The 26,984-nt window shown below is 74.9% G+C and carries 2 protein-coding genes and 1 pseudogene; 2 read left to right on the top strand and 1 reads right to left on the bottom strand.

Annotation, left to right across the window (positions count from 1 at the left end; genetic code table 11):
* The first annotated feature begins 19 nt into the window (after positions 1-19).
* Positions 20-19,483 carry a type I polyketide synthase gene (locus EIY87_RS20085; RefSeq protein WP_404800070.1) on the top strand — a complete coding sequence of 6,488 codons (19,464 nt, stop codon included), beginning with the start codon at positions 20-22 and terminating at the stop codon, positions 19,481-19,483.
* A gap of 9 nt (positions 19,484-19,492) precedes the next feature.
* Positions 19,493-25,609: pseudogene (locus EIY87_RS20080) on the top strand (SDR family NAD(P)-dependent oxidoreductase); the annotation flags it as partial.
* A 220-nt stretch (positions 25,610-25,829) separates the two neighbouring features.
* Here the strand turns inward: EIY87_RS20080 and EIY87_RS20075 are convergent.
* On the bottom strand, positions 25,830-26,597 hold the full coding sequence (locus EIY87_RS20075) for a DUF2306 domain-containing protein (RefSeq protein WP_158641316.1): 768 nt from the start codon (positions 26,595-26,597) through the stop codon (positions 25,830-25,832).
* Positions 26,598-26,984: the final 387 nt, after the last annotated feature.

The raw sequence follows: 26,984 nt of genomic DNA, 5'->3' as shown, positions 1-26,984 counted from the left end.
CGAAGCACTGCGCGTCGCCGTGCAGGAGAACAAGCAGCTGCGGCGGCAGAACACCACGCTGCTCGCCGCGGCGGCCGAACCGGTCGCCGTGGTCGCCATGAGCTGCCGGTACCCGGGTGGCGTGCAGTCGCCCGAGGACCTGTGGCGGCTCGTCGACGACGGCGTCGACGCCGTCACCGGGTTCCCCGAGGGCCGCGGCTGGCCGGATTCGCCCCACCAGGGCGGGTTCCTGCACCGCGCCGGGGACTTCGACCCCGCCTTCTTCGGCATCTCGCCGCGCGAGGCGCTGGCCATGGACCCGCAGCAGCGGATCGTCCTCGAGCTGGCCTGGGAAGCCTTCGAACGCGCCGGCATCGACCCGCGCGAGGTCGAGGGCGGCACCGGCGGCGTCTTCGTCGGCGCCGGGTCCATGGGGTACGGCCGCGGGCTCGCCGCGCTGCCCGACGGCGTCGAGGGCTACCTCGTCACCGGCACCGAATCCTCGGTCATCTCCGGCCGCATCGCCTACTTCTACGGCCTCGAAGGCCCCGCCGTCACCGTCGACACGGCGTGCTCGTCGTCGCTGGTCGCGCTGCACTGGGCCGCCCGCGCGCTGCGGGCCCGGGAGTGCTCCTTCGCCCTCGCCGGCGGCGTCGCGGTGATGGCCACCCCGGGCCTCTACGGCGAGTTCGACCGCCAGGGCGGCCTCGCCTCCGACGGCCGCTGCAAGTCCTTCGCCGAGGCCGCCGACGGCGCCGGGTTCTCCGAAGGCGCCGGGCTCCTGCTGCTGGAACGGCTGTCCGACGCCCGCCGCAACGGCCACGAGGTGCTCGCCGTCATCCGCGGCTCCGCGGTCAACTCCGACGGCGCCTCCAACGGCCTCACCGCCCCCAACGGCCCCTCCCAGCAGCGCGTGATCCGCCAGGCGCTGGAAAACGCCGGGCTGACCACCGACGACATCGACGCCGTCGAGGCCCACGGCACCGGCACCGTGCTGGGCGACCCCATCGAGGCGCAGGCGCTGCTGGCCACCTACGGCCGCGAGCGGGCGGGCGAGCCGCTGTGGCTCGGGTCGTTCAAGTCGAACGTCGGGCACACGCAGTCCGCGGCCGGTGTCGGCGGCGTCATCAAGACCATCCAGGCCATGCGCCACGGCGTCCTGCCGCGGACCCTGCACGTCGACGCGCCGACGTCCCATGTGGACTGGACCGCCGGGCGGGTCTCGCTGCTGACCGAGCCGCGGCCGTGGCCGGACACCGGGAAACCGCGCCGCGCGGCCGTTTCGTCGTTCGGCATCAGCGGGACCAACGCGCACCTGATCCTCGAGCAGCCGGTGCCCGAACCGGTCGAAGCCGTCGAACGCCGGGAACCGGCCGGGTACCTGTGGCCGGTGTCCGGTCGCACCCCGGACGCGCTGCGCGAGCAGGCCGCCCGCCTGCTGGCCCACCTCGACGCCCGCCCGGAGCACACCCCGCTCGACGTCGCGCACTCCCTCGCGGCCACGCGCGTCGCCTTCCCGCACCGCGCCGTGGTCACCGGCGCGGGCCGCGACGAGCTGCTCACCGGGCTGCACGCGCTCGCCACGTCGGCCGCCGCCCCCGGCGTGCACACCGGCTCGGCCGGGCACCCCGGCTCGTCGGCGTTCCTGTTCACCGGCCAGGGTTCCCAGCGCGCCGGCATGGGCGACACGCTGGACTTCCCGGTGTTCACCCAGGCCCGCGCGGAGATCCTCGCACTCCTCGACCTGCCCGAAGAGTCCGGTGTGGACGACACCGGGGTGGCGCAGCCCGCGCTGTTCGCCTTCGAGGTCGCGCTCTTCCGCCTGCTCGAATCCCTGGGCGTGCGCCCGGACTTCGTCGCCGGGCATTCGGTCGGCGAGATCGCCGCCGCCCACGTCGCCGGGGTGCTGTCCCTGCCCGACGCGGTCAAGCTCGTCGAAGCCCGCGGCCGCCTGATGCGGGCGCTGCCCGCCGGTGGCGCCATGGTCGCGATCCAGGCCGCCGAAGCCGACGTCCTCCCGTTGCTCCCCGAAGACGTCTCGATCGCGGCCGTCAACGGTCCGGACGCGGTGGTCGTGTCCGGCGCCGAGGACGCGGTCCTCGCCCTCGCCGCGCGCTTCGGGAAGACCAAGCGGCTCGCGGTGAGCCACGCGTTCCACTCGCCGCTGATGGACCCGATGCTCGACGACTTCCGCGCGGTGCTGGAAACCCTGACCTTCGCCGAGCCGTCGCTCCCGATGATCGCGAACGGCGATGTGTCCACTGTGGACTACTGGGTGCGACATGTGCGCGACACCGTCCGCTACGCCGACACCGTGGCCGACCTGACCGGCCGCGGCGTCACCACGTTCCTCGAAGTCGGCCCGGACGCGACGCTCTCGGCGATGACCGCCGAGCTGACCGGCCCGGACACCGACTGCATCCCCACCGCCCGCCGCGGCCGCGACGAAACCACGACGCTGCTTTCGGCGCTCGCCCGCTGGCACGTCCGCGGCGGCGCCTTCGACTGGACGGCGTGGCACGACGGCACCGGCGCCCGCGTCGTCGACCTGCCCACCTACGCCTTCCAGCGTCGCACCTACTGGCTCGAAGGCGGCACCGGCGGCGACCTCGGCCAGGCCGGGCTCGACCCGGCCGGGCACCCGCTGCTCGGCGCGGCCGTCGAGCTGCCCGAGTCCGGCGGCTTCCTGTTCGCCGGCGAGCTGTCCGTGCGGCGGCAGGCGTGGCTCGGCCAGCACGAGATCCTCGGGACGAAACTCCTGCCCGGCACGGCGTTCCTCGAACTGGCGGGCCGGGCCGGCGCGCAGGTCGGCTGCGCCCGCGTCGAAGAGCTGACCTTCGCGGCGCCGCTCGTGCTGCCCGCGTCCGGGGGCGTGCGCGTGCAGGTCGTCGCCGGTCCCGCCGCCGAGGACGGCAGCCGCTCGGTCAGCGTCTACTCCCAGCAGGAGGAAACCTGGGTGCGGCACGCTTCCGGCCGGCTCGGGGTCGGCGGCGCGCCCGCCGCGGTCCTGCCGGGGGAGTGGCCGCCCGCCGGCGCCGAACCCCTGGACCTGACCGGCTTCTACGCGGACCTGGCCGAGCAGGGCCTCGGCTACGGCCCGGCGTTCCAGGGCCTGCGCGCGGCCTGGCGGCTCGGCGACGAGGTACTGGCCGAAGTCGCGCTCCCGCCGGAACACGAGACCGAAGCCGCGTCGTTCGGCCTGCACCCGGCGCTGCTGGACGCCGTCCTGCACGCCTCCGCGCACCTCGAAGGCCGCGAGGGCCTGCCGTTCTCGTGGACCGGCGTCGGCGTGCAGCCCGCCCACGCCACCACCCTGCGCGCCCGGCTCACCCCGGTCGGGGAGAACGCCGTCGCGCTCGCCGTCACCGATCCCGCGGGCACGCCCGTGCTGGCCGCCGACGCGCTGGCGTTCCGCCCGGTCGCCGCCGGGGAACTGCGCGCGACCCGGCACGAAGCCCTCTTCCGTCCGGTGTGGACACCCGCGCCCGCGGTCGCCGTCACCCAGCCCGCCGACGACGCCGACTGGGTCGTCCTCGGCACCGGGCTGGGGTTCGCCACCCCGGCCGTCTTCCCCGACCTCGCGACCGTCCGGATCGGCGGGGTCCCGTCCGTCGTCCTCGCCCCGGTGCCCTCCGGCGACGGCGACGCGGCAGCCGCGCACGCGGCCACCTCGTGGGCCCTCGAACTGCTGCGGACCTGGATCGCCGAGCCGGACTTCGCCCGGTCGCGCCTGGTCTTCGTCACCTCGCACGCCGTCCCGGCCGCCGCGGGCGACCTCGTCGACCCGGCCGCCGCGGCGGTCTGGGGCCTGGTCCGCTCGGCACAGGCCGAGCACCCCGACCGGTTCGTCCTCGTCGACGTCGACGAACCCGAGCACCTCACCGCGCCGTTGCAGCGCGTCCTCGACTCCGGCGAAGCCCAGGCCGCCCTGCGCGACGGCGGGATCGTCCTGCCGCGGCTGGCGCGCCTCCCGGTCGGCGACGGCCCGGCCGCGCACTTCCCGGACGGCGCCACCGTCCTGGTCACCGGCGGCACCGGCGGGCTCGGCGGCCTGGTCGCGAAGCACCTGGTCACCACTCACGGCGTCCGCAGCCTGCTGCTCGTCGGCCGCCGCGGCCCCGACACCCCGGGCGCGCCCGAACTCCGCGAAGAGCTGACCGCGCTCGGCGCCGACGTCACCATCGCCGCCTGCGACGCCGCCGACCGCGACGCCCTCGCCGCGCTGCTGGCCGAGCACCCGGTCGGCGCGGTCGTGCACGCGGCCGGGGTCCTGGATGACGGCGTCGTCGAAACCCTTACCCCCGAACGCATCGCGACGGTTCTCCGCGCGAAGGCCGACGCGGCCTGGAACCTGCACGAGCTGACCGGCGACCTCGGCGCCTTCGTCCTGTTCTCCTCGGCCGCCGGCGTGCTCGGCAGCCCGGGGCAGGCCACCTACGCGGCCGCCAACGCCTACCTCGACGCCCTCGCGCAACGGCGTCGCGCCGAAGGACTGCCCGCGCAGTCGCTGGCCTGGGGCGCCTGGGCCGGGGACGCCGGCATGGCGGCCCGGCTGTCCGACGCGGACCACCGCCGTCTCGCCGCGGCGGGCCTGCCCCCGCTCGACCCGGCCGAGGGACTGGCGCTGTTCGACGCGGCACTGGGCGAGGCCGAACCGGCGGTCCTGCCGATGCGCGTGGACGTCGGCGCCCTGCGCGGCCGCCCGGGTGTCCCGGCGTTGCTGCGCGGGCTCGTGCCCGGCGGTGCCGCACCGGGCGCGAGCCGCCCCGCGTCCGCGCTGGCCGACCGGCTCGGCGGGCTCCCCGAAGCCGACCGCGCCCGGGCGCTGGAAGACCTGGTGCGCACCGAGGCCGGGCTCGTGCTCGGCTACGCGGCGACCGACACCGTCGACGGCCGGAGCGCATTCAAGGACCTCGGGTTCGACTCGCTGACCGCCGTCGAGCTGCGCAACCGCCTCGACGCGGCGACCGGCCTGCGCCTGCCCGCCACCCTCGTCTTCGACTACCCGACACCGGAAGCGCTTTCCGCGTACCTGGACCGGGAGCTGTCCGGGACGGTCACCGAAGACACGTCGGTGTCTGTGCGGCCGGTGACCGACGACCCGATCGTCATCGTCGGCATGGGCTGCCGCTACCCGGGCGGCGTCGGCTCGCCCGAAGACCTGTGGCGGCTGGTCGAAGACGGCGTCGACGCGGTGTCCGGCTTCCCGGTCAACCGCGGCTGGGACGTCGAGGGTCTCTACCACCCGGACCCCGACCACCCCGGCACGTCCTACACGCGCCACGGCGGGTTCCTGCACGAGGCGGGGGAGTTCGACCCGGCGTTCTTCGGGATGAGCCCGCGGGAAGCGCTTGCCACCGACTCGCAGCAACGGCTGCTGCTCGAAGTGTCGTGGGAAGCCGTGGAACGCGCGGGCGTCGACCCGGTGTCGCTGCGCGGTTCCCGGACCGGCGTGTTCGTCGGCGTGATGTACTCGGACTACGGGATGCTGCTGCAGGGCAGCCCGGAAGCCGAGGCCTACCAGGGCAACGGCAGCGCGCCCAGCGTCGCGTCCGGCCGGATCGCGTACACGATGGGCCTCGAAGGGCCGACCGTCACGGTCGACACCGCGTGCTCGTCGTCGCTGGTCGCGCTGCACTGGGCCGCGCAAGCACTCCGGCAAGGCGAGTGCTCCCTCGCGCTGGCCGGCGGGGTCACGGTCATGTCGACCCCCGGCTCGTTCGTCGCCTCCAGCCGCCAGCGCGGCATCGCCGCCGACGGCCGCTGCAAGTCCTTTTCGGACAGCGCCGACGGCGTCGGCTGGTCCGAGGGCGCCGGGATCCTGGTGCTGGAAAGGATGTCGGACGCGCGCCGCAACGGCCACGAGATCCTCGCGGTCGTCCGCGGCAGCGCGGTCAACTCCGACGGCGCGTCCAACGGCCTGACCGCGCCGAACGGCCCGTCGCAGCAACGCGTGATCCGCCAGGCACTCGCCGCGTCCGGACTGTCCACGAAGGACGTCGACGTCGTCGAAGCGCACGGCACCGGCACCACGCTGGGCGACCCGATCGAGGCGCAGGCCCTGCTCGCCACCTACGGCCAGGACCGGGAAAACCCGTTGCTGCTCGGCTCGATCAAGTCCAACATCGGGCACGCCCAGGCCGCCGCGGGTGTCGCCGGGATCATCAAGGTCGTGCAGGCGATGCGCCACGGCACCCTGCCGCGCACGCTGCACGTCACCGAACCGTCGACGCACGTCGAGTGGGCCGCCGGGAACGTCGAGCTGCTCACCGACGCGCGGCCGTGGCCTGCCGAAGCCGGCCGCCCGCGCCGGGCCGGGGTCTCGTCGTTCGGCATCAGCGGCACCAACGCCCACGCCATCATCGAAGAACCGCCCGTCGTCATCCCCGCCCGCGACGAAGCCGAGCGTGAGCTGCCATGCGTTCCGCTGGTCCTCAGTGGACGGACGCCGGAAGCCCTGCGTGCGCAGGCGGCCCGGCTCCGGGACATCACCGCGGACCCGGTCGACCTCGGGTACTCCCTGGCCACGACGCGCTCGGCGTTCGACCACCGCGCCGTCGCCTTCACCGCCGAGGGGCTCGCCGCGCTCGCCGAGGGCCGCCCGTCGCCACTGGTCACCACCGGTGAGGCGAAGGGCGCCCCGAAGGTCGCGTTCGTCTTCACCGGCCAGGGTGCCCAGCGGCCCGGCATGACCCGCGGCCTCTACGACGCCTTCCCGGCTTACGCCGCCGCGCTCGACGCCGTGCTCGACCGGCTGGACCCGCGGGTGCGCGACGTCCTCTGGGGCGAGGACGCCGAGGCGCTGGCGCGGACGGGGTTCGCGCAGCCCGCGCTGTTCGCGGTCGAGGTCGCACTCGTCCGGTTGCTGGGCTCGTGGGGGATCCGGCCGGACTTCGTCGGCGGCCACTCCGTCGGCGAGATCGCCGCCGCGCACGTGGCCGGCGTGCTGTCGCTGGCGGACGCCTGCGCGCTGGTCACCGCCCGCGCGTCCCTGATGCAGGACCTCGAGCCGGGCGGTGTGATGGTCGCCGTCCGCGCCACCGAGGAAGAAGTCACGCCGTACCTGAGCGACGAGGTCGCGCTCGCGGCGGTCAACGGCCCGGATTCGGTCGTGCTGTCCGGGGTCGAAGCCGCCGTGCTCGCCGCGGCGGAGAACTTCGCGGACACCAAGCGGCTCACCGTGTCGCACGCGTTCCACTCGCCGCTGATGGACCCGATGCTGCCCGCCTTCCGCGAGGCCGTCGCGGACCTGACCTTCGACGCGCCCGCCGTGCCGATGCTCGCCGAGGGCGACGTCACCGACCCGGAACGCTGGGTCGCGCACGTCCGGGAACCGGTCCGGTTCGCCGCCACCGCCGAGCAGCTGCGGGAAGCCGGGCTGGTCGTCGAAATCGGCCCGGACGCGGTCTTGTCCACCCTGACCGGCGGTATCCCGGTGGCCCGCCGCGGCCGCGACGACGTCGAGACCCTGGTCGGCGCCGTCGGGCAGCTGCACGTCTCCGGCGTCCGGATCGACTGGTCCGCCTTCTTCGCCGGGACCGGCGCCCGCCGGGTTCCGTTGCCCACGTACGCGTTCCAGCACGAGTGGTTCTGGCCCTCGGCCGCCGCACCCACCGGCGGGACGGCCGACGCCGAGTTCTGGGCCGCCGTCGACCGGGGTGACGCCGTGGGACTGGCCGCCCGCCTCGACGTCGACGACGCTTCGGTGGGCGCGCTGCTGCCCGCGTTGTCCTCCTACCGTCGTTCGCGTCACGAAGAGTCCGTTGTGGACAGATGGCGCTACAAAGCGACGTGGGTCCCGGTCAGCGCGGCCCGTCCCGGCACCGGCTCGTGGCTCGTGGTCGTCCCGGCCGCGCTGGCCGCCGACCCGTGGGTCACCACCGTCGCCGGGTACTTCGACGGCGAGCCCGTGGTCTTCGACGACACCATCGGCGACCGCCTGCGCGAGCGCGAGTTCGACCACGTGCTGTCCCTGCTGGCACTGGACGAAACCGGCTTCCCGGGTGTCCCGGCCGGGCTCACCGCCACGGCCACGCTGCTGCGGGCGCTAGGGAACACGCCACTGTGGTCGGTGACCCGCGAGGCCGTCGCGGTGTCGCCGGGTGACCCGGTGGCCCGGCCCGCGCAGGCCGCCGTCTGGGGCCTCGGCCGTGCCGCCGCGCTCGAACTCCCGCAGCGCTGGGGCGGTCTCGTCGACCTGCCCGCGGAGCTGGACGCCGAGGTCCCGCGCCGCCTGGCCGCCGCCCTGACCGGCGCCGGCGGTGAGGACCAGCTGGCGATCCGCGCGGCCGGGCTGTTCGGCCGCCGGGTCGTCGCCGCGCCCCCGGCACCCGGCCGCGCCCCCGAGCGCGGTGACGGAACCACGCTCATTACGGGTGGTACCGGCGCGCTCGGTGCCGAAGTCGCGCGCCGCCTCGCCAAGGCCGGTCGCACCCTGGTCCTGCTGAGCCGCCGCGGCCCCGGCGCCCCGGGCGCGGACGAACTCCGCCGCGAACTCACCGAGCTCGGCTCCGACGTCACCATCACCGCCTGCGACGCCGCCGACCGGGACGCCCTCGCCGCTGTCCTGGCCGGGATCCCGGACCTGACCGACGTCGTGCACACCGCCGGTGTCCTCGACGACGGCGTCCTCGACACGCTCACCCCGGACCGCTTCGCAGCCGGGTACCGCGCCAAGGCGGAGGCCGCGTGGAACCTGCACGAACTGACCGCCGACCTGCGCAGTTTCGTGCTGTTCTCGTCCGTCGCGGGCACCTTCGGCTCGGCCGGCCAGGCGGCGTACGCGGCGGCCAACGCCACCCTCGACGCCCTCGCCGAGCACCGCCGCGGCCTCGGCCTCCCCGCGACGGCCATCGCCTGGGGCCCGTGGGCCGGCGGCGGCATGCTCGCCGCCGACCCCGCCGTCGCCGACCGGGCCCGCCGCGGTGGTCTCACCCCGCTCGCCCCGGAACGCGCGGCCGCCGCCCTGGACCGGGTGCTGGCGGACACCACCGTCGTCGTCGCCGACATCGACTGGACCCGCTACGCGCAGGTGCTGCGCCCCGGCCCGCTGCTCGGCGGCATCCCGGCCGCCGCACGCGTCGAGGCCCCGCGCGGGGACGAAGAGCTGCGCGCCCGGCTCGCCGCCGTCCCCGAGGACGACCGGTTCGACTTCCTGCTCGGGCTGCTGCTGGAGCAGGTCGCGCTGGTCCTCGGCCACAGCGGCACCGGGGGAGTGGCGCCCGACCGCGCCTTCCGCGACCTCGGCTTCGACTCGCTCACCGCCGTCGAGCTGCGCAACGTCGTCGCGCTGGCGACCGGGCTGGACCTGCCGCCGTCGCTGGTGTTCGACCACCCGACCCCGGAGATCCTCACCCGCCACCTGCTCGGCGAACTCGCCGGGACGCTCGTCGAAGCGGCCGCGCCGATGCGTGCGGCGGCCGACGACGACCCGATCGTCATCGTCGGCATCGGCTGCCGGTTCCCCGGCGGCGTCCGGGGCCCCGACGACTTCTGGCGCCTCCTTGCCGGCGGCGAGGACGGCATCACCGGCTTCCCCGAGGACCGCGGCTGGGACCTCGCCACCCTCGCCTCCGGCTACGAGTACGCGCTGACCGGCGGTTTCCTCGACGGCGTCACCGACTTCGACGCCGACTTCTTCGGCATCTCGCCGCGCGAGGCATTGGCGATGGACCCGCAGCAGCGGCTGCTGCTGGAAGTGTCCTGGGAGGCCCTCGAACGCGCCGGGATCGACCCGGCGACACTGCACGGTGGCGACACCGGCGTGTTCGTCGGCACCAACGGCCAGGACTACGGCACCTTGCTGGCCACCTCGGGTGAGGACGTCCAAGGCCACCTGGCCACCGGCACCACCGCCAGTGTCCTTTCCGGACGGCTGTCCTACACGCTCGGGCTGGAAGGCCCGTCGGTCACCGTCGACACCGCGTGCTCGTCGTCCATGGTCGCGCTGCACTGGGCGGCGCAGGCCCTGCGCCGCGGGGAGTGCACGACCGCGCTCGCCGGCGGCGTCACGATCATGGCCACGCCCAATTCCTTCGCCGAGTTCGCCCGGCAGGGCGGCCTCGCCGCGGACGGCCGCTGCAAGCCGTTCGCCGAGGCCGCCGACGGCACGGGCTGGTCCGAAGGCGCCGGGATCCTCGTCGTGGAACGGCTTTCGGCCGCGCGGGAACAGGGCCACCCGGTGCTCGCGGTGGTCCGGGGCACCGCCGTCAACTCCGACGGCGCGTCCAACGGCCTCACCGCCCCCAACGGGCCCGCCCAGCAACGCGTGATCCGCCAGGCACTCGCCGACGCCGGACTGTCCACATCGGACGTGGACGCGGTGGAAGCGCACGGCACCGGCACCGTGCTCGGCGACCCGATCGAAGCGCAGGCCCTGCTGGCCACCTACGGCCGTGACCGCGAAGAACCGCTGTGGCTCGGCGCCGTCAAGTCCAACCTCGGCCACACCCAGGCGGCGGCCGGGGTCGCCGGGATCATCAAGATGGTCCTCGCGCTGCGGCACGGCGAGCTGCCGAAGACGCTGCACGTCGACGAGCCGTCGACCCGCGTCGACTGGACCGCGGGCGCGGTGCGCGTGCTCACCGAGCACCGCGCCTGGCCCGAGTCCGGCCGGCCGCGTCGTGCGGGCGTCTCGTCGTTCGGGCTGAGCGGCACCAACGCGCACGCGATCCTCGAACAGGCCCCGGTTTTCGAACCCGCGGTCGTCGATGAGCCGCCGGTCGCGCCGCTGCTGCTGTCCGCGCGCACGCCCCAGGCGTTGTCCGCGCAGGCCGCCCGGCTGCACGCGCTCCTGGCCGACCGCGCCCCGGCCGGGATCGCCCGCGCGCTCGCCACCACCCGCACCGCGTTCCCGTACCGCGCGGCCCTCGTCGGCGATCCTCTCGACCAGCTGGCCGCGCTCGCCGAGACGCCGGTCGCGACCCCCGCGCGGGCCCGCGCCAAGGCCGCGTTCGTCTTCGCCGGGCAAGGCGCGCAACGGCCGGGCATGGGATCCGAGCTGTACCAGCGGTTCCCGGTGTTCGCCGAAGCCTTCGACGCCGTCTGCGCCCAGCTGGACCTGCCGCTGCGGGACGTCGTCTTCGCCGAGGACGGCACGCTGCTCGACCGCACCGACTGGACGCAACCGGCGATCTTCGCCCTCGGCGTCGCGCAGTACCAGCTGCTGGAATCGTTGGGCGTCAAGCCGTCCTGGCTCGCCGGGCACTCCGTCGGCGAGATCGCCGCCGCTCACGTCGCCGGGGTACTGTCCCTGAAGGACGCGTGCACGCTCGTCGCCGCCCGCGGCCGCCTGATGGCCGCGCTCCCGGCCGGGGGTGCGATGGCCGCGGTTCGCGCGCCCGAAGCCGAAGTCCGCGAGTTCCTGGCCGAGGGCGTGACGATCGCCGCGGTCAACGGGCCGCGCGCGGTCGTGGTCGCCGGGACCGAAGCCGCCGTCACGCGGACCACGGACGCGCTCGAGGACGCCGGGCACCACGTCCGGCGCCTCGCGGTCAGCCACGCGTTCCACTCGCCGCTGATGGACCCGATGCTCGACGATTTCGCCGAAGTGCTGGCGGGCCTGGAGTTCGGCGAGCCGCGGCTGCCGATCGTGTCCACGGTGACCGGTGCACTCGCCGACCCGCGCACGCCGGAGTACTGGCTCGCGCACGTCCGCGAGCCTGTCCGCTTCGCCGACGCCGTCCGCGTGCTCGGCGAACAGGACGCGGCCGCCGTCGTCGAGCTGGGCCCGGACGGGTCGCTGTCCGCCGCCGCGAGCGAGGTCCTCGGCTCCGGCGTCGCCTGCGTCCCGCTGCTGCGCCGCGACCAGCCCGAGGAGACCGCGTTCGTGACGGCGCTCGGCCGCCTGCACGTCGCCGGCGTGCGGGTCGGCTGGCCCGCGTTCTTCGGCCCGGCCGGTGGTCCCGGCCCGGACCTGCCGACCTACCCGTTCCAGCGCGAACGCCACTGGCCGCGCACGTCCGGCGCGGTGCCCGGCGACCTCGGTGCCGCCGGGCTCGACGCGGCCCGGCACCCCTTGCTCGGCGCCGGCGTCGAGCTGCCGGACTCCGGCGGGTTCCTGTTCACCGCCCAGCTGTCGCTGCGCACGCAGCCGTGGCTGGCCGGCCACTTCGTGCTCGGCGCGGCCCTGCTGCCCGGCACCGCCTACCTCGACCTCGCGATCCGCGCCGCCGACCGGGCGGGCTGCGCCCGCGTCGACGAGCTGACCCTCGAAGTCCCGCTGGTCCTGCCGTCCGACGGCGCGGTGCGGCTCCAGGTCGTCGTCGGCCCGGCCGGTGCCGCCGGCGAGCGGGCCCTGGCCGTGTACTCCAGCCCGGCGGGTGGCGGCGAGCAGCCGTGGACGCGGCACGCGAGCGGCCGCCTCGGCACCGGCGCGGCCACCCCGGACGACTCGTCCGCCTGGCCGCCGCCGGAAGCCGAAGCCGTTGCGCTGGAAGGCTTCTACGAGCGCCTCGCCTCCGGAGGGTTCGCCTACGGGCCGCTGTTCCGCGGGCTCAAGGCCGTCTGGCGCACCCCCGAGGCGGTGTACGCCGACGTCGTGCTGCCCGAGGAAGCCGAGCGGGACGCGGCCGCCTTCGGGCTGCACCCGGCCCTGCTGGACGCCGTCTTACACGCCGCCGAGCACGCCGGGTTGACCGATGTGGCCGGTGGCCGTCTCCCGTTCGCCTGGAGCGACGTCACGCTCCACGCGGGAGGCGCGGCGGTCGTGCGGGCCAAGCTGACCCGCCTCGGCGAGGACTCCGTCGCCATCGAACTGCGCGACGCGGCCGGTGATCCGGTCGCCTCGGTCGGCTCGCTCGTGCTGCGCCCCGCGGCCCCGGCCCGGACCCGGCCCGTCGACTCGCTCTACCGCCTCGACTGGGTCCCGGTCCCGCGCCCGGCCGAGGAAGCCGAGTTCGCCGTCCACCACGTCGCGGCCGCCGGACCCGAGGGGGTGCGTGCCGCGACTGCCGACGCGCTGGCGGTGCTGCAGTCCTCGGAGGACTCCAAGCTGGTGTTCGTCACGTCCGGAATGGACGATCCTGCCGCCGCGGCCGTCTGGGGACTCGTCCGTTCGGCGCAACGAGAACACCCGGGCCGGTTCTTCCTGTCCGATGTGGACGACGCGCCGGAGTCCCTCGCCGCGCTGCCCGCCGTGGTGGCGTCCGGCGAACCGCAGACCATCGTGCGGGACGGCGAGATCAGCGCCGCCCGGCTCGCCCGCGTCCCCCACGCCGACGACGTCGTCCCGCCGAAGTGGGACGAAGGCACCGTGCTCGTCACCGGCGGCACCGGCGGGCTCGGCGCCACGCTGGCCCGCCACCTGGTGACCGCCCACGGCGCCCGGCGGCTGCTGCTGGTCAGCCGCCGCGGACCCGGCGCGCCCGGCGCGGCCGAGCTGGTCGCCGAGCTGACCGCGGCGGGCGCCGAGGTCGACGTCCGCGCGGCGGACGTCGCCGACCGCGCCGAACTGGCCCGTGTCCTGGACGGCGTCGAGCTGTCCGCCGTCGTGCACACCGCCGGCGTCCTCGACGACGGCACCCTCGGCTCGCTCACCCCCGAGCGGCTCGACACCGTGCTGGCGCCCAAGTTCGACGCCGCCTGGCACCTCGACGAGCTGACCCGCCACCTCGACCTGACCGCGTTCGTCGTCTACTCCTCGGTCGCGGGCACGTTCGGCGCGGCCGGGCAGGCGAACTACACCGCGGCCAACGCGGCCCTCGACGCGCTCGTCCGGCGCCGCCGGGCCCGGGGGCAGCACGCGCTTTCGCTCGGCTGGGGCGCGTGGTCGCGCGCGGGCGGCATGACCGCCACCCTCACCGACGCCGACCTGCGCCGGATGGCCGCCACCGGCATGCCCGCGCTCGAACCGGACCACGCCCTCGCGCTGTTCGACGCCGCCTGCGCCAGCGGGCTCGACACCGTCCTGCCGGTCCGGCTCGACTTCGCCGCGCTCGGCGCGTTGCCCGAGGTCACGCACCTGCTGCGCGGCCTGGTCCGCACCCCCGCCCGGCAAGCCGCGGCCAACCTCCCGCGGCTCGACGGCCCCCTCCTCGGCCTCAGCGGCCCGGAGCGTTCGCGTGCCGTGCTCGACCTGGTCCGCGCGCAGGTCGCGGCGGTGCTCGGGCACACCGGGACCGCGGGAGTCGCCGCCGACCGGCCGTTCCGCGAGCTGGGCTTCGACTCGCTCACCGCCGTCGAACTGCGCAACCGCCTCGACGCGGCCACGGGGTTGCGGCTGCCCGCCACGCTCACCTTCGACTACCCGACCCCGGCCGAGCTGGCCGCGTTCCTGCTCGGCGAGGTCGACGTCCCCGAGCCGGTCGCCACGGCGGCCGCGGTGGACGGCGACCCGGTCGTCATCGTCGGCATGGGCTGCCGCTACCCGGGCGGCGTCGGCTCGCCCGAAGACCTCTGGACCCTCGTGGACCAGGGCGTCGACGCCGTCACCGACTTCCCGGCCAACCGCGGCTGGGACGTCGACGGCCTCTACCACCCGGACCCCGACCACCCCGGCACGTCTTACACCCGCCGCGGCGGCTTCCTGCACGAGGCGGGCGAATTCGACCCGGCGTTCTTCGGGATGAGCCCCCGCGAAGCCCTCGCGACCGACGCCCAGCAGCGGCTGCTGCTGGAGGTCTCCTGGGAGGCCGTCGAGCGGACCGGCGTCGACCCGCGCTCGCTGCGCGGCTCCCGGACCGGCGTGTTCGTCGGCGTGATGTACTCCGATTACGGCCTGCTGCTGCAGGGCAGCCCGGATACCGAGGGCTACCAGGGCAACGGCAGCGCGCCCAGCGTCGCCTCCGGCCGCGTCGCCTACGCGTTCGGGCTGGAAGGCCCGACGCTCACGGTCGACACGGCGTGTTCGTCGTCGCTGGTCGCCCTGCACCTCGCGGCCCGCGCCCTGCAGAACGGGGAGTGCTCTCTCGCCCTCGCCGGCGGCGTCACGGTGATGTCCACGCCGAGCACGTTCATCGGCTTCAGCCGCCAGCGCGGCCTGTCCGCCGACGGCCGTTGCAAGTCCTTTTCGGACACCGCCGACGGCGTCGGCTGGTCCGAAGGCGCCGGGATCCTCGTGCTGGAACGGATGTCGGACGCGAAGCGCAACGGCCACGAGATCCTCGCCGTGGTCCGCGGCAGCGCGGTCAACTCCGACGGCGCGTCCAACGGCCTCACCGCCCCGAACGGCCCGGCCCAGCAACGCGTGATCCGCCAGGCCCTCGCCGCCTCCGGTCTGTCCACTTCGGACATCGACGTCGTGGAGGCGCACGGCACCGGAACCACTCTCGGCGACCCGATCGAAGCCCAGGCGCTGCTGGCCACCTACGGCCACGACCGGGAAACGCCGCTGCTGCTCGGGTCGGTCAAGTCGAACCTCGGCCACACCCAGGCCGCCTCCGGCGTCGCCGGGATCATCAAGGTGGTCCAGGCCATGCGGGCCGGCTCGCTGCCGCGCACCCTGCACGTCACCGAGCCGTCGACGCACGTCGACTGGTCGGGCGGCGCGATCGAGCTGCTCACCGAGCCGCGTGCCTGGCCCGACCACGGCCGCCCGCGCCGCGCCGCCGTGTCGTCGTTCGGCATCAGCGGCACCAACGCCCACACCGTGCTCGAAGCTCCGCCGTCCGCGCCGGTCCCGCCGCGCGCCGAGCCGGCGCCGCCGGTACTGGCCTGGCCGCTGTCCGGGCGCACCCCGGAAGCCGTGCGGGAGCAGGCTTCCCGGCTGCTCGCGCACCTCGCCGGGCACCGCGACGCGAACCCGGCCGACATCGGGTTCGCGCTGGCCACCACCCGGACGTCGTTCGCCGAGCGGGCGGTCGTCACCGGCGAAACCCGGACCGACCTCGAGACCCGCCTGGAGGTACTGGCCCGTGGCGGAAGTGTCGCCGGGCTGGTCACCGGGACGGCGGGGGAGCAGGTGCCCGCGTTCCTCTTCGCCGGGCAGGGCAGCCAGCGCGCCGGCATGGGCCGTGACCTGTACGAACGCTTCCCGGTGTTCGCCGAAGCGCTCGACACCGTGCTCGCGCGGCTCGACCGGGAGCTGGACCGCCCGCTGCGCGAGCTGCTCTTCGCCGACGACGCGGACGCGCTCGACGAGACGCAGTACGCGCAGCCCGCGCTGTTCGCCTTCGAAGTCGCGCTGTACCACCTGGTCCGCTCGTTGGGGATCACGCCGGAGTACCTGGCCGGGCATTCGATCGGCGAGATCGCGGCCGCGCACGTTGCCGGGGTGTTCGGCCTCGACGACGCCTGCACGCTGGTCGCCGCGCGCGGCCGGCTCATGCAGCAGCTGCCGTCCGGCGGCGCGATGATCGCCGTGCAGGCCACCGAAGCCGAGGTCCGGCCGCTGCTGACCGGCCGCGAGGACGAGGTCGCGCTGGCCGCGGTCAACGGGCCGGCGTCGGTCGTCGTCTCCGGTGCCGCCCACCGCGTCGAGGAGATCGCCGCGCACTTCGCCGCCGACGGCCGCAAGACGCGGCGGCTGCGCGTCAGCCACGCGTTCCACTCGCCGCTGATGACGCCGATGCTCGACGACTTCCGCAAGGTCGTCGCCGGGATCACCTTTTCGGAGCCCGCGCTGCCGATCGTCTCGACCGTCACCGGCGATCTCGTCACCGCGTCGGTGCTGGCGTCGGCCGACCACTGGGTCGAGCAGGTCTGGCGACCGGTGCTGTTCGGCCCCGCCGTGCGGCGGCTGACCGAGCTGGGCGTCACCGCGTTCGCCGAGCTGGGCCCGGACGCGACGGTGTCCGCGATGGCCGCCGAATCCCTCGGCGCCGGTCACCTCGCGGTCCCGTTCCTGCGCCGCGACCGGTCCGAGGCCGATGCCGTCGTGGAGGCCCTCGGCCGGCTGCACGTGTCCGGCGTCGCCCTCGACTGGCGCGCGGTGTTCGGGCCGGACGCGCGGGCCGTGCCGCTGCCCACCTACGCCTTCCAGCACCAGTGGATCTGGCCGGGCGGCGGGCTGTCCCAGGCCGGTGACGTCTCGGCGGCCGGGCTCTGGGCCGCCGGGCACCCGCTGGTCGGTGCCGCGGTCGAGCTGCCGGACTCCGGCGGCCTGCTGTTCACCGGCCGGCTGTCGCTCGCCGCCCAGCCGTGGCTGGCCGGGCACACCGTCGGCGGGGCCGTCGTGGTCCCGGGAACGGCGCTGCTGGAGCTGGCCGTGCGCGCCGGCGACCAGGCCGGGTGCCCGCGCGTCGGCGAACTGACGCTGGAAGCCCCGCTGGTCGTCCCGGACGGCGGCCGGGTCGTCGTCCAGGTCGCCGTCAGCGGTGAGGAGGACGGCGTCCGCACCCTGCGCGTCTACTCCCGCGACGAGGGCGAGCCGGGCGCGGCCTGGACCCGCCACGCGAGCGGCACGCTCGTGTCCCCTGTGGACGAACCGGCCGTCTCGTGGCCGGAGTGGCCACCGGCGGGCGCGGAAGCCGTTGCCCTGGACGGCTTCTACGACACGATGGCCGACCGCGGCCTCGGGTACGGCCCGATTTTCCAGGGCCTGACCCGGGCGTGGCGGCACGGCGACGACGTCTACGCCGAAGTCTCGCTGGCCGAGGACGACCACGACGCCGCCGCGCGGTTCGTCGTGCACCCCGCGCTGCTGGACTCCGCGCTGCACGCAGCGTCCCTGCTGGAGATCGGCGGCGGGCTGCCCTTCAGCTGGTCGGGCGCGGCGTTCCTGGCGTCCGGGGCGACGTCGCTGCGGGTCCGGCTCGCCCCGGTCGACGGCGGGCTCCAAGTCACCGCGACCACGCCGGACGGCACCCCGGTGGTCGCCGTCCGCTCCCTGTCCCTGCGAGCCGTCCCCACCCCGGCGTCCCCGGCACCGACCGCCTACCAGCTCACCTGGCCCGCCCTGCCCGAAGCGCCGGTCCCGTCCGAGCTGCCCCCGGTCACGCTGCTCCGCGTGCCTTCCCCGGCCGGTCCGGTGCCCGACTCCGTCCGCGCGGTCACGGCCCGGGTGCTCGCGGACGTCCAGCGCGCCCGCGCCGACGAGCCGACCCTCGTGGTCGTCACCCGCCACGGCGTCGCCGTCGAACCCACCGAGCACGTCGACCTCGCCCACGCCGCCGTCTGGGGCCTGCTCCGCGCGGCCCAGCTGGAGCACCCGGGCCGGATCGTCCTCGTCGACTCGGACGTCGACGAGATCCCGGAGACCGCCGTCGCGGGCGCCATCTCAGCCGCCGAACCCCAGGTCGCCCTGCGCGCCGGCCGCCTCCACGCCGCCCGCCTGACCCCCGCACTTTCACGTGAAAGTGCGGGCTTGGGGGAGTCCGTGCTCATCACCGGCGGGACTGGGGGGCTGGGGGCGACGTTCGCGCGGCACCTCGCCGGACGCGGTGTCCGGCACCTGGTGCTGCTCGGCCGACGCGGGGAAGCCGCGCCGGGTGTCGCCGACCTCGTCGCCGAGCTGGCGGGACTCGGGGCGGAAGCCCGGGTCGTGGCCTGCGACGTCAGTGATCGGGACGCGCTCGCGAAGGTCCTGGAAGAGGCCGAGCCGACGGCCGTCGTGCACGCGGCGGGCGTCCTCGACGACGGCGTTCTCGGGGCACTGACCCCGGACCGCCTCGACACCGTGTTCGCGCCGAAGGTGGACGCCGCGTGGCACCTGCACGAACTCACCGCACCCGAGACCCCGCTGGTCTTCTTCTCCTCGATCGCGGGCACCCTCGGCGCCGCCGGCCAGGCGAACTACGCCGCCGCCAACGCCTTCCTCGACGCGCTCGCCCACCAGCGGACCGCCGAAGGCAAGGCCGCCGTCTCGATCGCCTGGGGCGCGTGGAACACCGGCATGGCAGGCACGCTCACCGAAGCCGAACTCGCGCGGATGCACCGCACCGGCCTGCCCCCGCTGTCCACGGAGGACGGCGTCGCGCTGTTCGACACCGCCTTGGGCACCGGCCTGCCCGCGGTCGCGGCCCTGCGGCTCGACCTCGCCGTGCTGCGCGGCCAGGACCCGCTCCTGCCGGCTCTGCGCGGCCTGGTCACCACCACCGCGCGGCGCACCGCCGCCGTCGAACCCGGCGGCGACCTGGCCGCCCGGCTGGCGCCGCTGCCGGCCGAAGAACGGCTGCCGGTCGCGATCGGCCTGGTCGGCAAGCAGGTCGAGGCCGTCCTCGGCCACGACGGGACGGTCGGGCCCGACGTCAGCTTCACCGACCTCGGCTTCGACTCGCTCACGTCAGTCGAACTGCGCAACCGGCTGGAAGCCCGCACCGGCCTGCGGCTCCCCGCGACGCTGGTCTTCGACCACCCGACGATCACCCGGGTCGCCGAGTTCCTCGTCGCCACCGCGCTCGGCGACGGCGCCGCCGCCCGCCCGGCGCTGGCCGAGATCGAGAAACTGGAAAGCCTGCTCTCGGCGGTGGCCTCCGACGACGACGCCCGCACGGCCATCACCGTGCGGCTGCAAGCCCTGCTCGTCAAGTGGACCGGACCCGGCGAGGCGGCCGAAACGCCGTCCGCCGGCGCGCTGGGCGCCGACGAGCTCCTCGCGTTCATCGACAACGACTTGGGGGTGAAGTGACCCGTGGCGACCGAAGCCGAGCTGCTCGACTACCTCCGCCGGGTGACCGCCGACCTGCAGCGGACCCGCGAGCGCCTGGTCGCCGCGGAGTCCGCGGGTGACGAGCCGATCGCCGTGGTCGGCATGAGCTGCCGCTACCCCGGCGACGTCGACACCCCCGAAGCGCTGTGGCGGCTGGTCGACGACGGCACCGACGCGATCTCCGGCTTCCCGGACGACCGCGGCTGGCCGCTGGCCGACCTGCTCGGCGACGTCGGCGGGCCCGGCACGTCGGCGACCGCCGAGGGCGGCTTCCTGCACGGCGCGGGCGGGTTCGACGCGGCGTTCTTCGGGATGAGCCCGCGCGAGGCGCTGGCCACCGACCCGCAGCAGCGGCTGCTGCTCGAAACCGCCTGGGAGGCCTGCGAAAGCGCGGGCATCGACCCGCTTTCCCTGCGCGGCAGCGACACCGGCGTGTTCGTCGGCGTGATGTACAACGACTACGCGATAGCGCTGCAGGGCGTCACCGAAGACCTGGAGGGCTACCAGAGCAACGGCAGCGCGGGCAGTGTCGCGTCGGGACGCATTTCCTACACCTTCGGTTTCGAAGGCCCGACGGTCAGCGTCGACACGGCCTGTTCGTCCTCGCTCGTGACACTGCACCTCGCCGCGCAAGCCCTGCGCCGCGGCGAATGTTCGCTGGCGCTCGCCGGTGGCGTCGCGATCATGGCGACGCCGATGGTGTTCATCGAGTACAGCCGCCAAGGCGCGCTCTCGCCGACCGGCCGCTCCCGCGCGTTCGCCGAGGGCGCCGACGGCACCGGCTGGTCCGAAGGCGTCGGCATGCTGGCGCTGGAAAAGCTGTCCGACGCGCGGCGCAACGGCCACGAGGTCCTGGCCGTGCTGCGCGGGTCCGCGGTCAACTCCGACGGCGCGTCCAACGGCCTCACCGCGCCGAACGGCCCGTCGCAGCAACGCGTGATCCGCGCCGCGCTGGCCGACGCGAAGCTCTCGCCGTCCGATGTGGACGTCGTCGAGGCGCACGGCACCGGCACGTCGCTCGGCGACCCGATCGAAGCGCAGGCGCTGATCTCGGTGTACGGCCAGGACCGGCCCGAAGGCCGGCCGCTGTGGCTCGGTTCGCTGAAGTCGAACATCGGGCACACCCAAGCGGCGGCCGGCGTCGGCGGGGTGCTGAAGATGATCCTCGCCATGCGCAACGGCGTCCTGCCGCGCACCCTGCACGCCGAGCAGCCGTCCACGAAGATCGACTGGACCGCCGGCGACGTCGAGCTGCTCACCGAACCCCGGCCGTGGCCGCGCACCGGGGCGCCGCGCCGGGCCGCCGTGTCGTCCTTCGGTGTCAGCGGGACCAACGCGCACGTCGTCCTCGAACAGGCGCCGCCCGCCGAGCCGCCCGCGGCCGCCGCGGAACCGGCCGCGATCCCGTGGGTGCTGTCGGCGAAGTCGCCGGAAGCGCTGGCCGCGCAGGCCTCCCGGCTGCTGGCCCACCTCGACGAGCACCCCGCCCAGCCGCTCTCCGGGATCGCCCGCACGCTGCTGGCCCGCAGCCGCTTCGACCACCGCGCCGTCGTGGCCGGCACCGATCACGCCACCTTCCGCGAAGGCCTGTCCGCGCTCGCGGCCGGCGTCCCGGCGCCGACCGTCGCCACCGGCACGGTGGCCGCCGCGCCCGGTCCGGTGTTCGTGTTCCCCGGCCAGGGTTCGCAGTGGCCCGAGATGGCGATGGCGCTGCTGGACACCCAGCCGGTCTTCCGCGCCCGCATCGAAGAGTGCGCCGAAGCCTTGCGGCCGTACGTCGACTGGTCGCTGCTGGACGTCCTGACCGGCGCCGACGGCGCACCTTCGGTGGACCGGGTCGACGTCGTGCAGCCGGTGCTCTTCTCGGTGATGGTTTCGCTCGCGCACCTCTGGCGGTCGTACGGCGTGCAGCCCGCCGCGGTGCTCGGGCACTCGCAGGGCGAGATCGCCGCCGCGTGCTTCGCCGGAGTCCTTTCGCTGCCCGAAGCCGCGCGGATCGTGACCCTGCGCAGCCGCCTGATCGGCGACCGGCTGGCCGGCCACGGCGGCCTGCTGTCGGTGATGGCGTCCGAAGCCGAAGTCGGCGAACTGCTCGGCGACTTCGAAGGCACGTTGTCGATCGCCGCGGTCAACGGACCGCGCACGGTCACCGTCGCCGGCGAGCCGGAAGCGTTGACCACGCTGGAAAAGCGCCTCTCGGCGGCCGGGCTGATGCGCTGGCGCGTCGAGGGCGTCGATTTCGCCGCGCACAGCCCGCAGGTGCGCGTACTGCACGACGAACTCCGGGAAGTCCTGGGCGAACTGCACCCCGGCGAGTCCGCGATCCCGTTCTTCTCGACCGCCGACCGGCGATGGCTCGACGGGTCCGAAATGGACGGTGAATACTGGTACCGCAACCTGGAACGCACCGTGCGGTTCGACGCGGGCGTCCTCGCCGCGCTCGAGCGCGGCGCCCGTCACTTCGTCGAGATCAGCCCGCAGCCGGTGCTCAGCCTCGGGTTGCAGGCGCTGCTGGAGCAGTCGGGCACGGGCGCGACGGCGTCGGCGACCCTGCTGCTCGGCCACGGCGGCCCGGACCGGTTCCTGGCCGCGCTCGGCGCCGCGTTCGCGCGCGGCGCCGACGTCGACTGGCAGGTCCCCGAAGGTGAACGCGTCGCGCTGCCGACGTATCCCTTCCAGCGCACGGACTTCTGGCCGCGCGGCACGCTGCAGGCGACCGGCGACATCGCCGCGCTCGGCCTCGCTTCCGCCGACCACCCGCTGCTCGGCGCCGTGACGGCGTTGCCCGACACCGAAGGCTTCCTGTTCACCTCGCGGCTGTCGGTGCCGACGCACCCGTGGCTCGCCGAACACACCTTCGGCGGCGCCGTCCTGTTGCCCGGCACCGCGTTCCTGGAGCTGGCCATCCGCGCCGGCGACGAGGCGGGCTGCCCGGTCGTCGACGAGCTGACCCTGGCCGTGCCGCTGGTCGTCCCGCCCGGACAGGCCGTGCGCACGCAGGTGGTGCTTGGCCCGCTGACCCCGGCCGGGCGGCGCACGCTGTCCGTCTACGCGCGACCCGACACCGGCGATGAGCCGTGGACGTGCCATGCCACCGGCGTGCTGCAGGCCCGCGACGTGCCGGAAGCGGGGGAGTTTCCCGCCGAGTGGCCGCCGTCCGGCGCCGAGCCGATCGACCTGACCGGGTTCTACGAAACGGCCGCCGAGAACGGTTTCGGGTACGGCTCGCTCTTCCGCGGTCTCGAAAAGGCGTGGCGCCACGGGGAAGACGTCTACGCCGAGGTCGCGCTGCCGGAAGCCAACCGCGCCGAGGCGGCCGCGTGCGCCCTGCACCCCGCGCTGCTCGACGCGGCGCTGCACGCGGCGTCGTTCACCGGGGAGGGCCGCAGCCGGCTGCCGTTCTCGTGGACCGATGTCGAGCTGTACGCGGTCGGCGCGTCGAAGGCGCGGGTGCGGATCAGCCCGGCCGGCACCGACAGCGTCCGCGTCGACCTGGCCGACCACACCGGCACGCCGATCGTCTCGGTCGGCTCGCTGCTGCTGCGCGCGGCCGGCGCCATCGAGACCGCCCCGATGTACGGCGACAGCCTCTTCCGCTGGGAGTGGCAGCCGGTGCCGGCCCCGGAACCCGGCCGGCTCGCCGACGGCACGTGGGTCGTCGCCGGCGCCGACGAGTTCGGCCTGACCGGCGCGGTCTACACCCTCGGCCGCGCGGTCGAGACGTTCCTCGGCATCGGCGCGCTGACCAGCGCCCTCGACGACGGCCTGCCCGCGCCCCAGGTGATCCTGATGCCGCTGGTGCCGGTGCGTCCCGAGAACGACCGCGACGCCGCCCGCGACCTGGCGAAGTGGGTGCTCGGCGAGGTACAGGCGTTCCTTGAGGAGGACCGGCTGCGCACCACGCGGCTGGTGTTCGTCACCCGCGGCGCGACCGAAGACGCACTGGCCGGCGCGACCGCGTGGGGCCTGCTGCGCTCGGCGCAGACGGAGAACCCGGGCCGGATCGTGCTGGCCGACCTCGAACGCGAGGGCGACCAGTCCATTCGCGACCTGCTGCCGCTGCTGCCCGGCCTGCTCGCTTCGGGCGAGCCGCAGGTGGTGCTGCGCGACGGCGTCCCGCACGTCGGCCGCCTGACCCGCGCGCGCGGCTCCGAGTCCACTGTGGACTGGACGGGCAAGGTGCTGATTACCGGGGGCACCGGCGCACTGGCCCGTTCGGTCGCCCGGCACCTGGTCGCCGAGCACGGCGTCCGCGAACTGCTGCTGGTCAGCCGCAGCGGGCCGGACGCGCCGGGCGCGGCGGAGTTCGCCGCCGAACTGGACGCCGATGTGGACATCCGGGCCTGCGACGTGTCCGATCGGGACGCTCTTGCGCGGCTGCTCGAGGCGGAGCCGTCGGTCCGGGCGGTCGTCCACACCGCGGGTGCGTTGGAGGACGGCGTCCTGGCGTCGCTGACGCCGAAGAAGCTCGACACGGTGTTCGCACCGAAGCTCGACGCGGCCTGGCACCTCCACGAACTGACCCGCGACCGCGAGCTGACGGCGTTCGTGCTGTTCTCGTCGTTCGCCGGGCTGGCGGGCACCGCGGGGCAGGCCAACTACGCCGCCGCAAACGCTTTCCTCGACGCCCTCGCCCGTCATCGGCGTGCCCTCGGCCTGCCGGGGACGTCGATCGCGTGGGGTACCTGGGCCGGGGACCGCAGCGTGATGGCGGCCCGGCTCGACGAGACGAGCCGCCGCCGTCAGGAACGCGGGGGAGCGCTGGCGCTGTCGCCCGAGCAGGGCGTGGCCCTGTTCGACGCCGCCCTCGCGCGCCCGGAGCCGGTGCTCGCCGCGATCCGGCTCGACCTGGCCGCGATGCGCGCGGCCGGCGAGGTCCCGCGGATGATGCACGCACTGCTCCCGCCGCCGTCCCGCCGCTCGGCGGCCACGGCCGAACAGGACGCGGGCTCGTTCGCCCGGACGTACGCGCAGCTGCCCGCCGACGACCGGCCGGCCGCGGTGCTGGAGCTGGTCCGCGGCCTGGCCGCCGCCGTGCTCGGGCACCCGGGCGCCGCCGCGGTCCCGGTCGACGGCAGCTTCCCGGAGCTGGGCTTCGACTCGCTGACCGCGATGGACCTGCGCAACCGCCTGCAGACCGCGACCGGCCTGATCCTGCAGGTCGGCGTGGTGTTCGACCACCCGACACCGGAGGAGCTGGCCGCCCACCTGGCTGCCGAGCTGGCGGCCGGACCGACGTCCGACGAGGTTGCCACGACGGTGTCGGTGCAGGCCCCGGAGACGATCGCGGGCCTGTTCACCGAGGCGCTCAAGGCCGGGCAGCAGGCGGACGCGATCGCGTTCCTGCGCGCGGCGGCGACGTTGCGCCCGAAGTTCCGCACGTCCGGGGAGCTGACCCGCCCGATCCGCCCGCTGCGGCTCGCGCGCCGGTCCCCGGACGCGGCACCCGGCCCGCACCTGATCTGCGTCCCGGCCCTGGTGGCGATGGCGGGGGTGCAGCAGTACTCGCTGTTCGCAGCGTCCTGCCGCGGCCGCCACGACGTCTCGGCGGTCCCGATCCCGGGCTTCACCGACGGCGAAGCCCTCCCCGCCGACCGCCAGGCGCTGGTCTCGGCCGAAGCCGACGCGATCTCGGCGTACACGGGCGGCGAACCGGCGATCGTGCTCGGCGTGTCCACCGGCGGCCTGCTGGTCCACGCGATCGCGACGGAGCTCTGCCGCCGCGGCACACCCCCGGCCGGCGTCGCGCTGCTGGATCCGTACGCGGTGGACAGCGAGTTCGTCGCGAGCGCGGGTGGCGGCCTGATGCAGGGGCTGTACAAGCGCAACCAGCAGTACACCGAGGTGACGAGCGCGGGGCTGTCGGCGATGGCCTGGTGCTTCGACCTGATGGAAGGCTGGGAGCTGGGCCCGCTGCCGTGCCCGACGCTGCTGGTCCGGGCGTCGGAGCCGATCGTCGCGGCGCAGGAGTCGGTGGACTGGCGCTCGGCGTGGGCGCACGCGGACACGGTGATCGACGTGCCGGGCAACCACTTCACGATCGTCGAGGAGCACATCGCGGACGCGGTCGCGGCGGTACAGGCCTGGCTGTCCCCGGCCGGCTAGCGTCCGGGGGTGCTCGTCGGGCCGGGCCGTCGGCTCGGGCTCGAGTTCGAGGTACGCGATTCGGCGACTGGCAGGAGCGCCATCTACGGCAATCGACGCCGACGGGCAGTGTTCTGCGCGGGTGGGTGCGGACTTGGTCCCGCTGGACTGACCGCACGGAAGAACCCCGGCACCTGGGGTCGTGCCGGGGTTCTTCCGCCGCGGGAAGGCAGCCGCGAGACTAGGGGACGGGGTCGGGGGTGGGCCGCTCCAGGACCGGGGTCTTCGTCTCCGGCGCCAGTGCGGGCGCGACGGCCTTCGCCGCGCGCTTGGCCGCCTGGCGGCCCAAGGCCTTGTAGCGCGCCCGGTGGTTGAACCACTCCGCGATCAGCAGGTTGACCACCCACGGCACCCACGACGTCAGCGTCGACACCTGGTCCTGCACCGCCGGCGGGCCGTCGACGCCCATCGTGAAGACCTCGGGCTCCAGCCACAGGATCGCCGGGCCCAGCCAGAACCGGGACGCCAGGATCGAGAAGCACAGCGCGAAGCTGCGCAGCATCCACTCGCGGTGCTCGACGATCCGCCCCTGCCGCGCCCGGCGGAAGCCGACGATCGTCGTGCCCAGCCAGAGCAGGCCCAGCAGCGCGTTGCCCGCCTTCTGGCCCGGGCCGTGGGTGAGGAACGGCGTGATCGTGAGGATCGCGAGGCCGGCCGGCAGCGCGCCGCCTAGGACGTAGACGCGGCCCGAGATGCGGTGCAGCTTCGGGCTGCGGTTGCGCAGCCACGGCCAGACCTGGATCGACGCCGTCACGAACGCCACCGAGCCGAAGAGGATGTGCGCCACCAGCAGCGGGTAGTAGAACGGCAGGTCGAGGCGGGTGGCCGCGGTCGACTTGCCCGGGTCGAAGCCGAGGTAGTTCGGCAGCCGGAACGCGAGGAACCCGAACACCAGGAAGTAGAAGGGGATGATCCAGGGGCGTCTCAACGCCCGTCCGATGCTTGCCATGGCCTGCCTTCCTTCGGGACATCCGGCGCGACGAGCATGCCGCCGGGAAACCACGGAAAACCGCAGACTTCGCGGGTGAGTCGGGGCGGTCCGCGATGTCATGAAAGGGTCGTTCACCTCGCCAGACGACATGAACGACTCGTTCATGACGTCCCGGCACGCCCGACCGCCGACGTCGCGAGGCCACACCGGCCGCCGCCCGGCAGGGCTCTCGTCGCTCGGCCTCACCAGGCTGCCGTCCCGCCGCGGCGTCCTGAACGACTCATTCAAGACCGCGGCACCCGGGCCGATCTCTGGGGAAAAACCGGGCCCGCCCCGGGCATAGTCGCCTTCGACCTGAACCCCGGCGGTGGCTCCGGCGTCCGCCCGAACCGGATCACTGGGAGC

The organism is Amycolatopsis eburnea, from assembly GCF_003937945.1.
Classification (GTDB): Bacteria; Actinomycetota; Actinomycetes; order Mycobacteriales; family Pseudonocardiaceae; genus Amycolatopsis; species Amycolatopsis eburnea.
Note: the sequence above shows the minus strand (reverse complement) of the source record. Positions and strands in the feature narration are given on the sequence as shown.

What these genes read in the sequence shown, in the direction of transcription:
- EIY87_RS20075 (WP_158641316.1), bottom strand. Translation starts at nt 26,597, where the DNA reads ATGGCAAGCATCGGACGGGCGTTGAGACGCCCCTGGATCATCCCCTTC.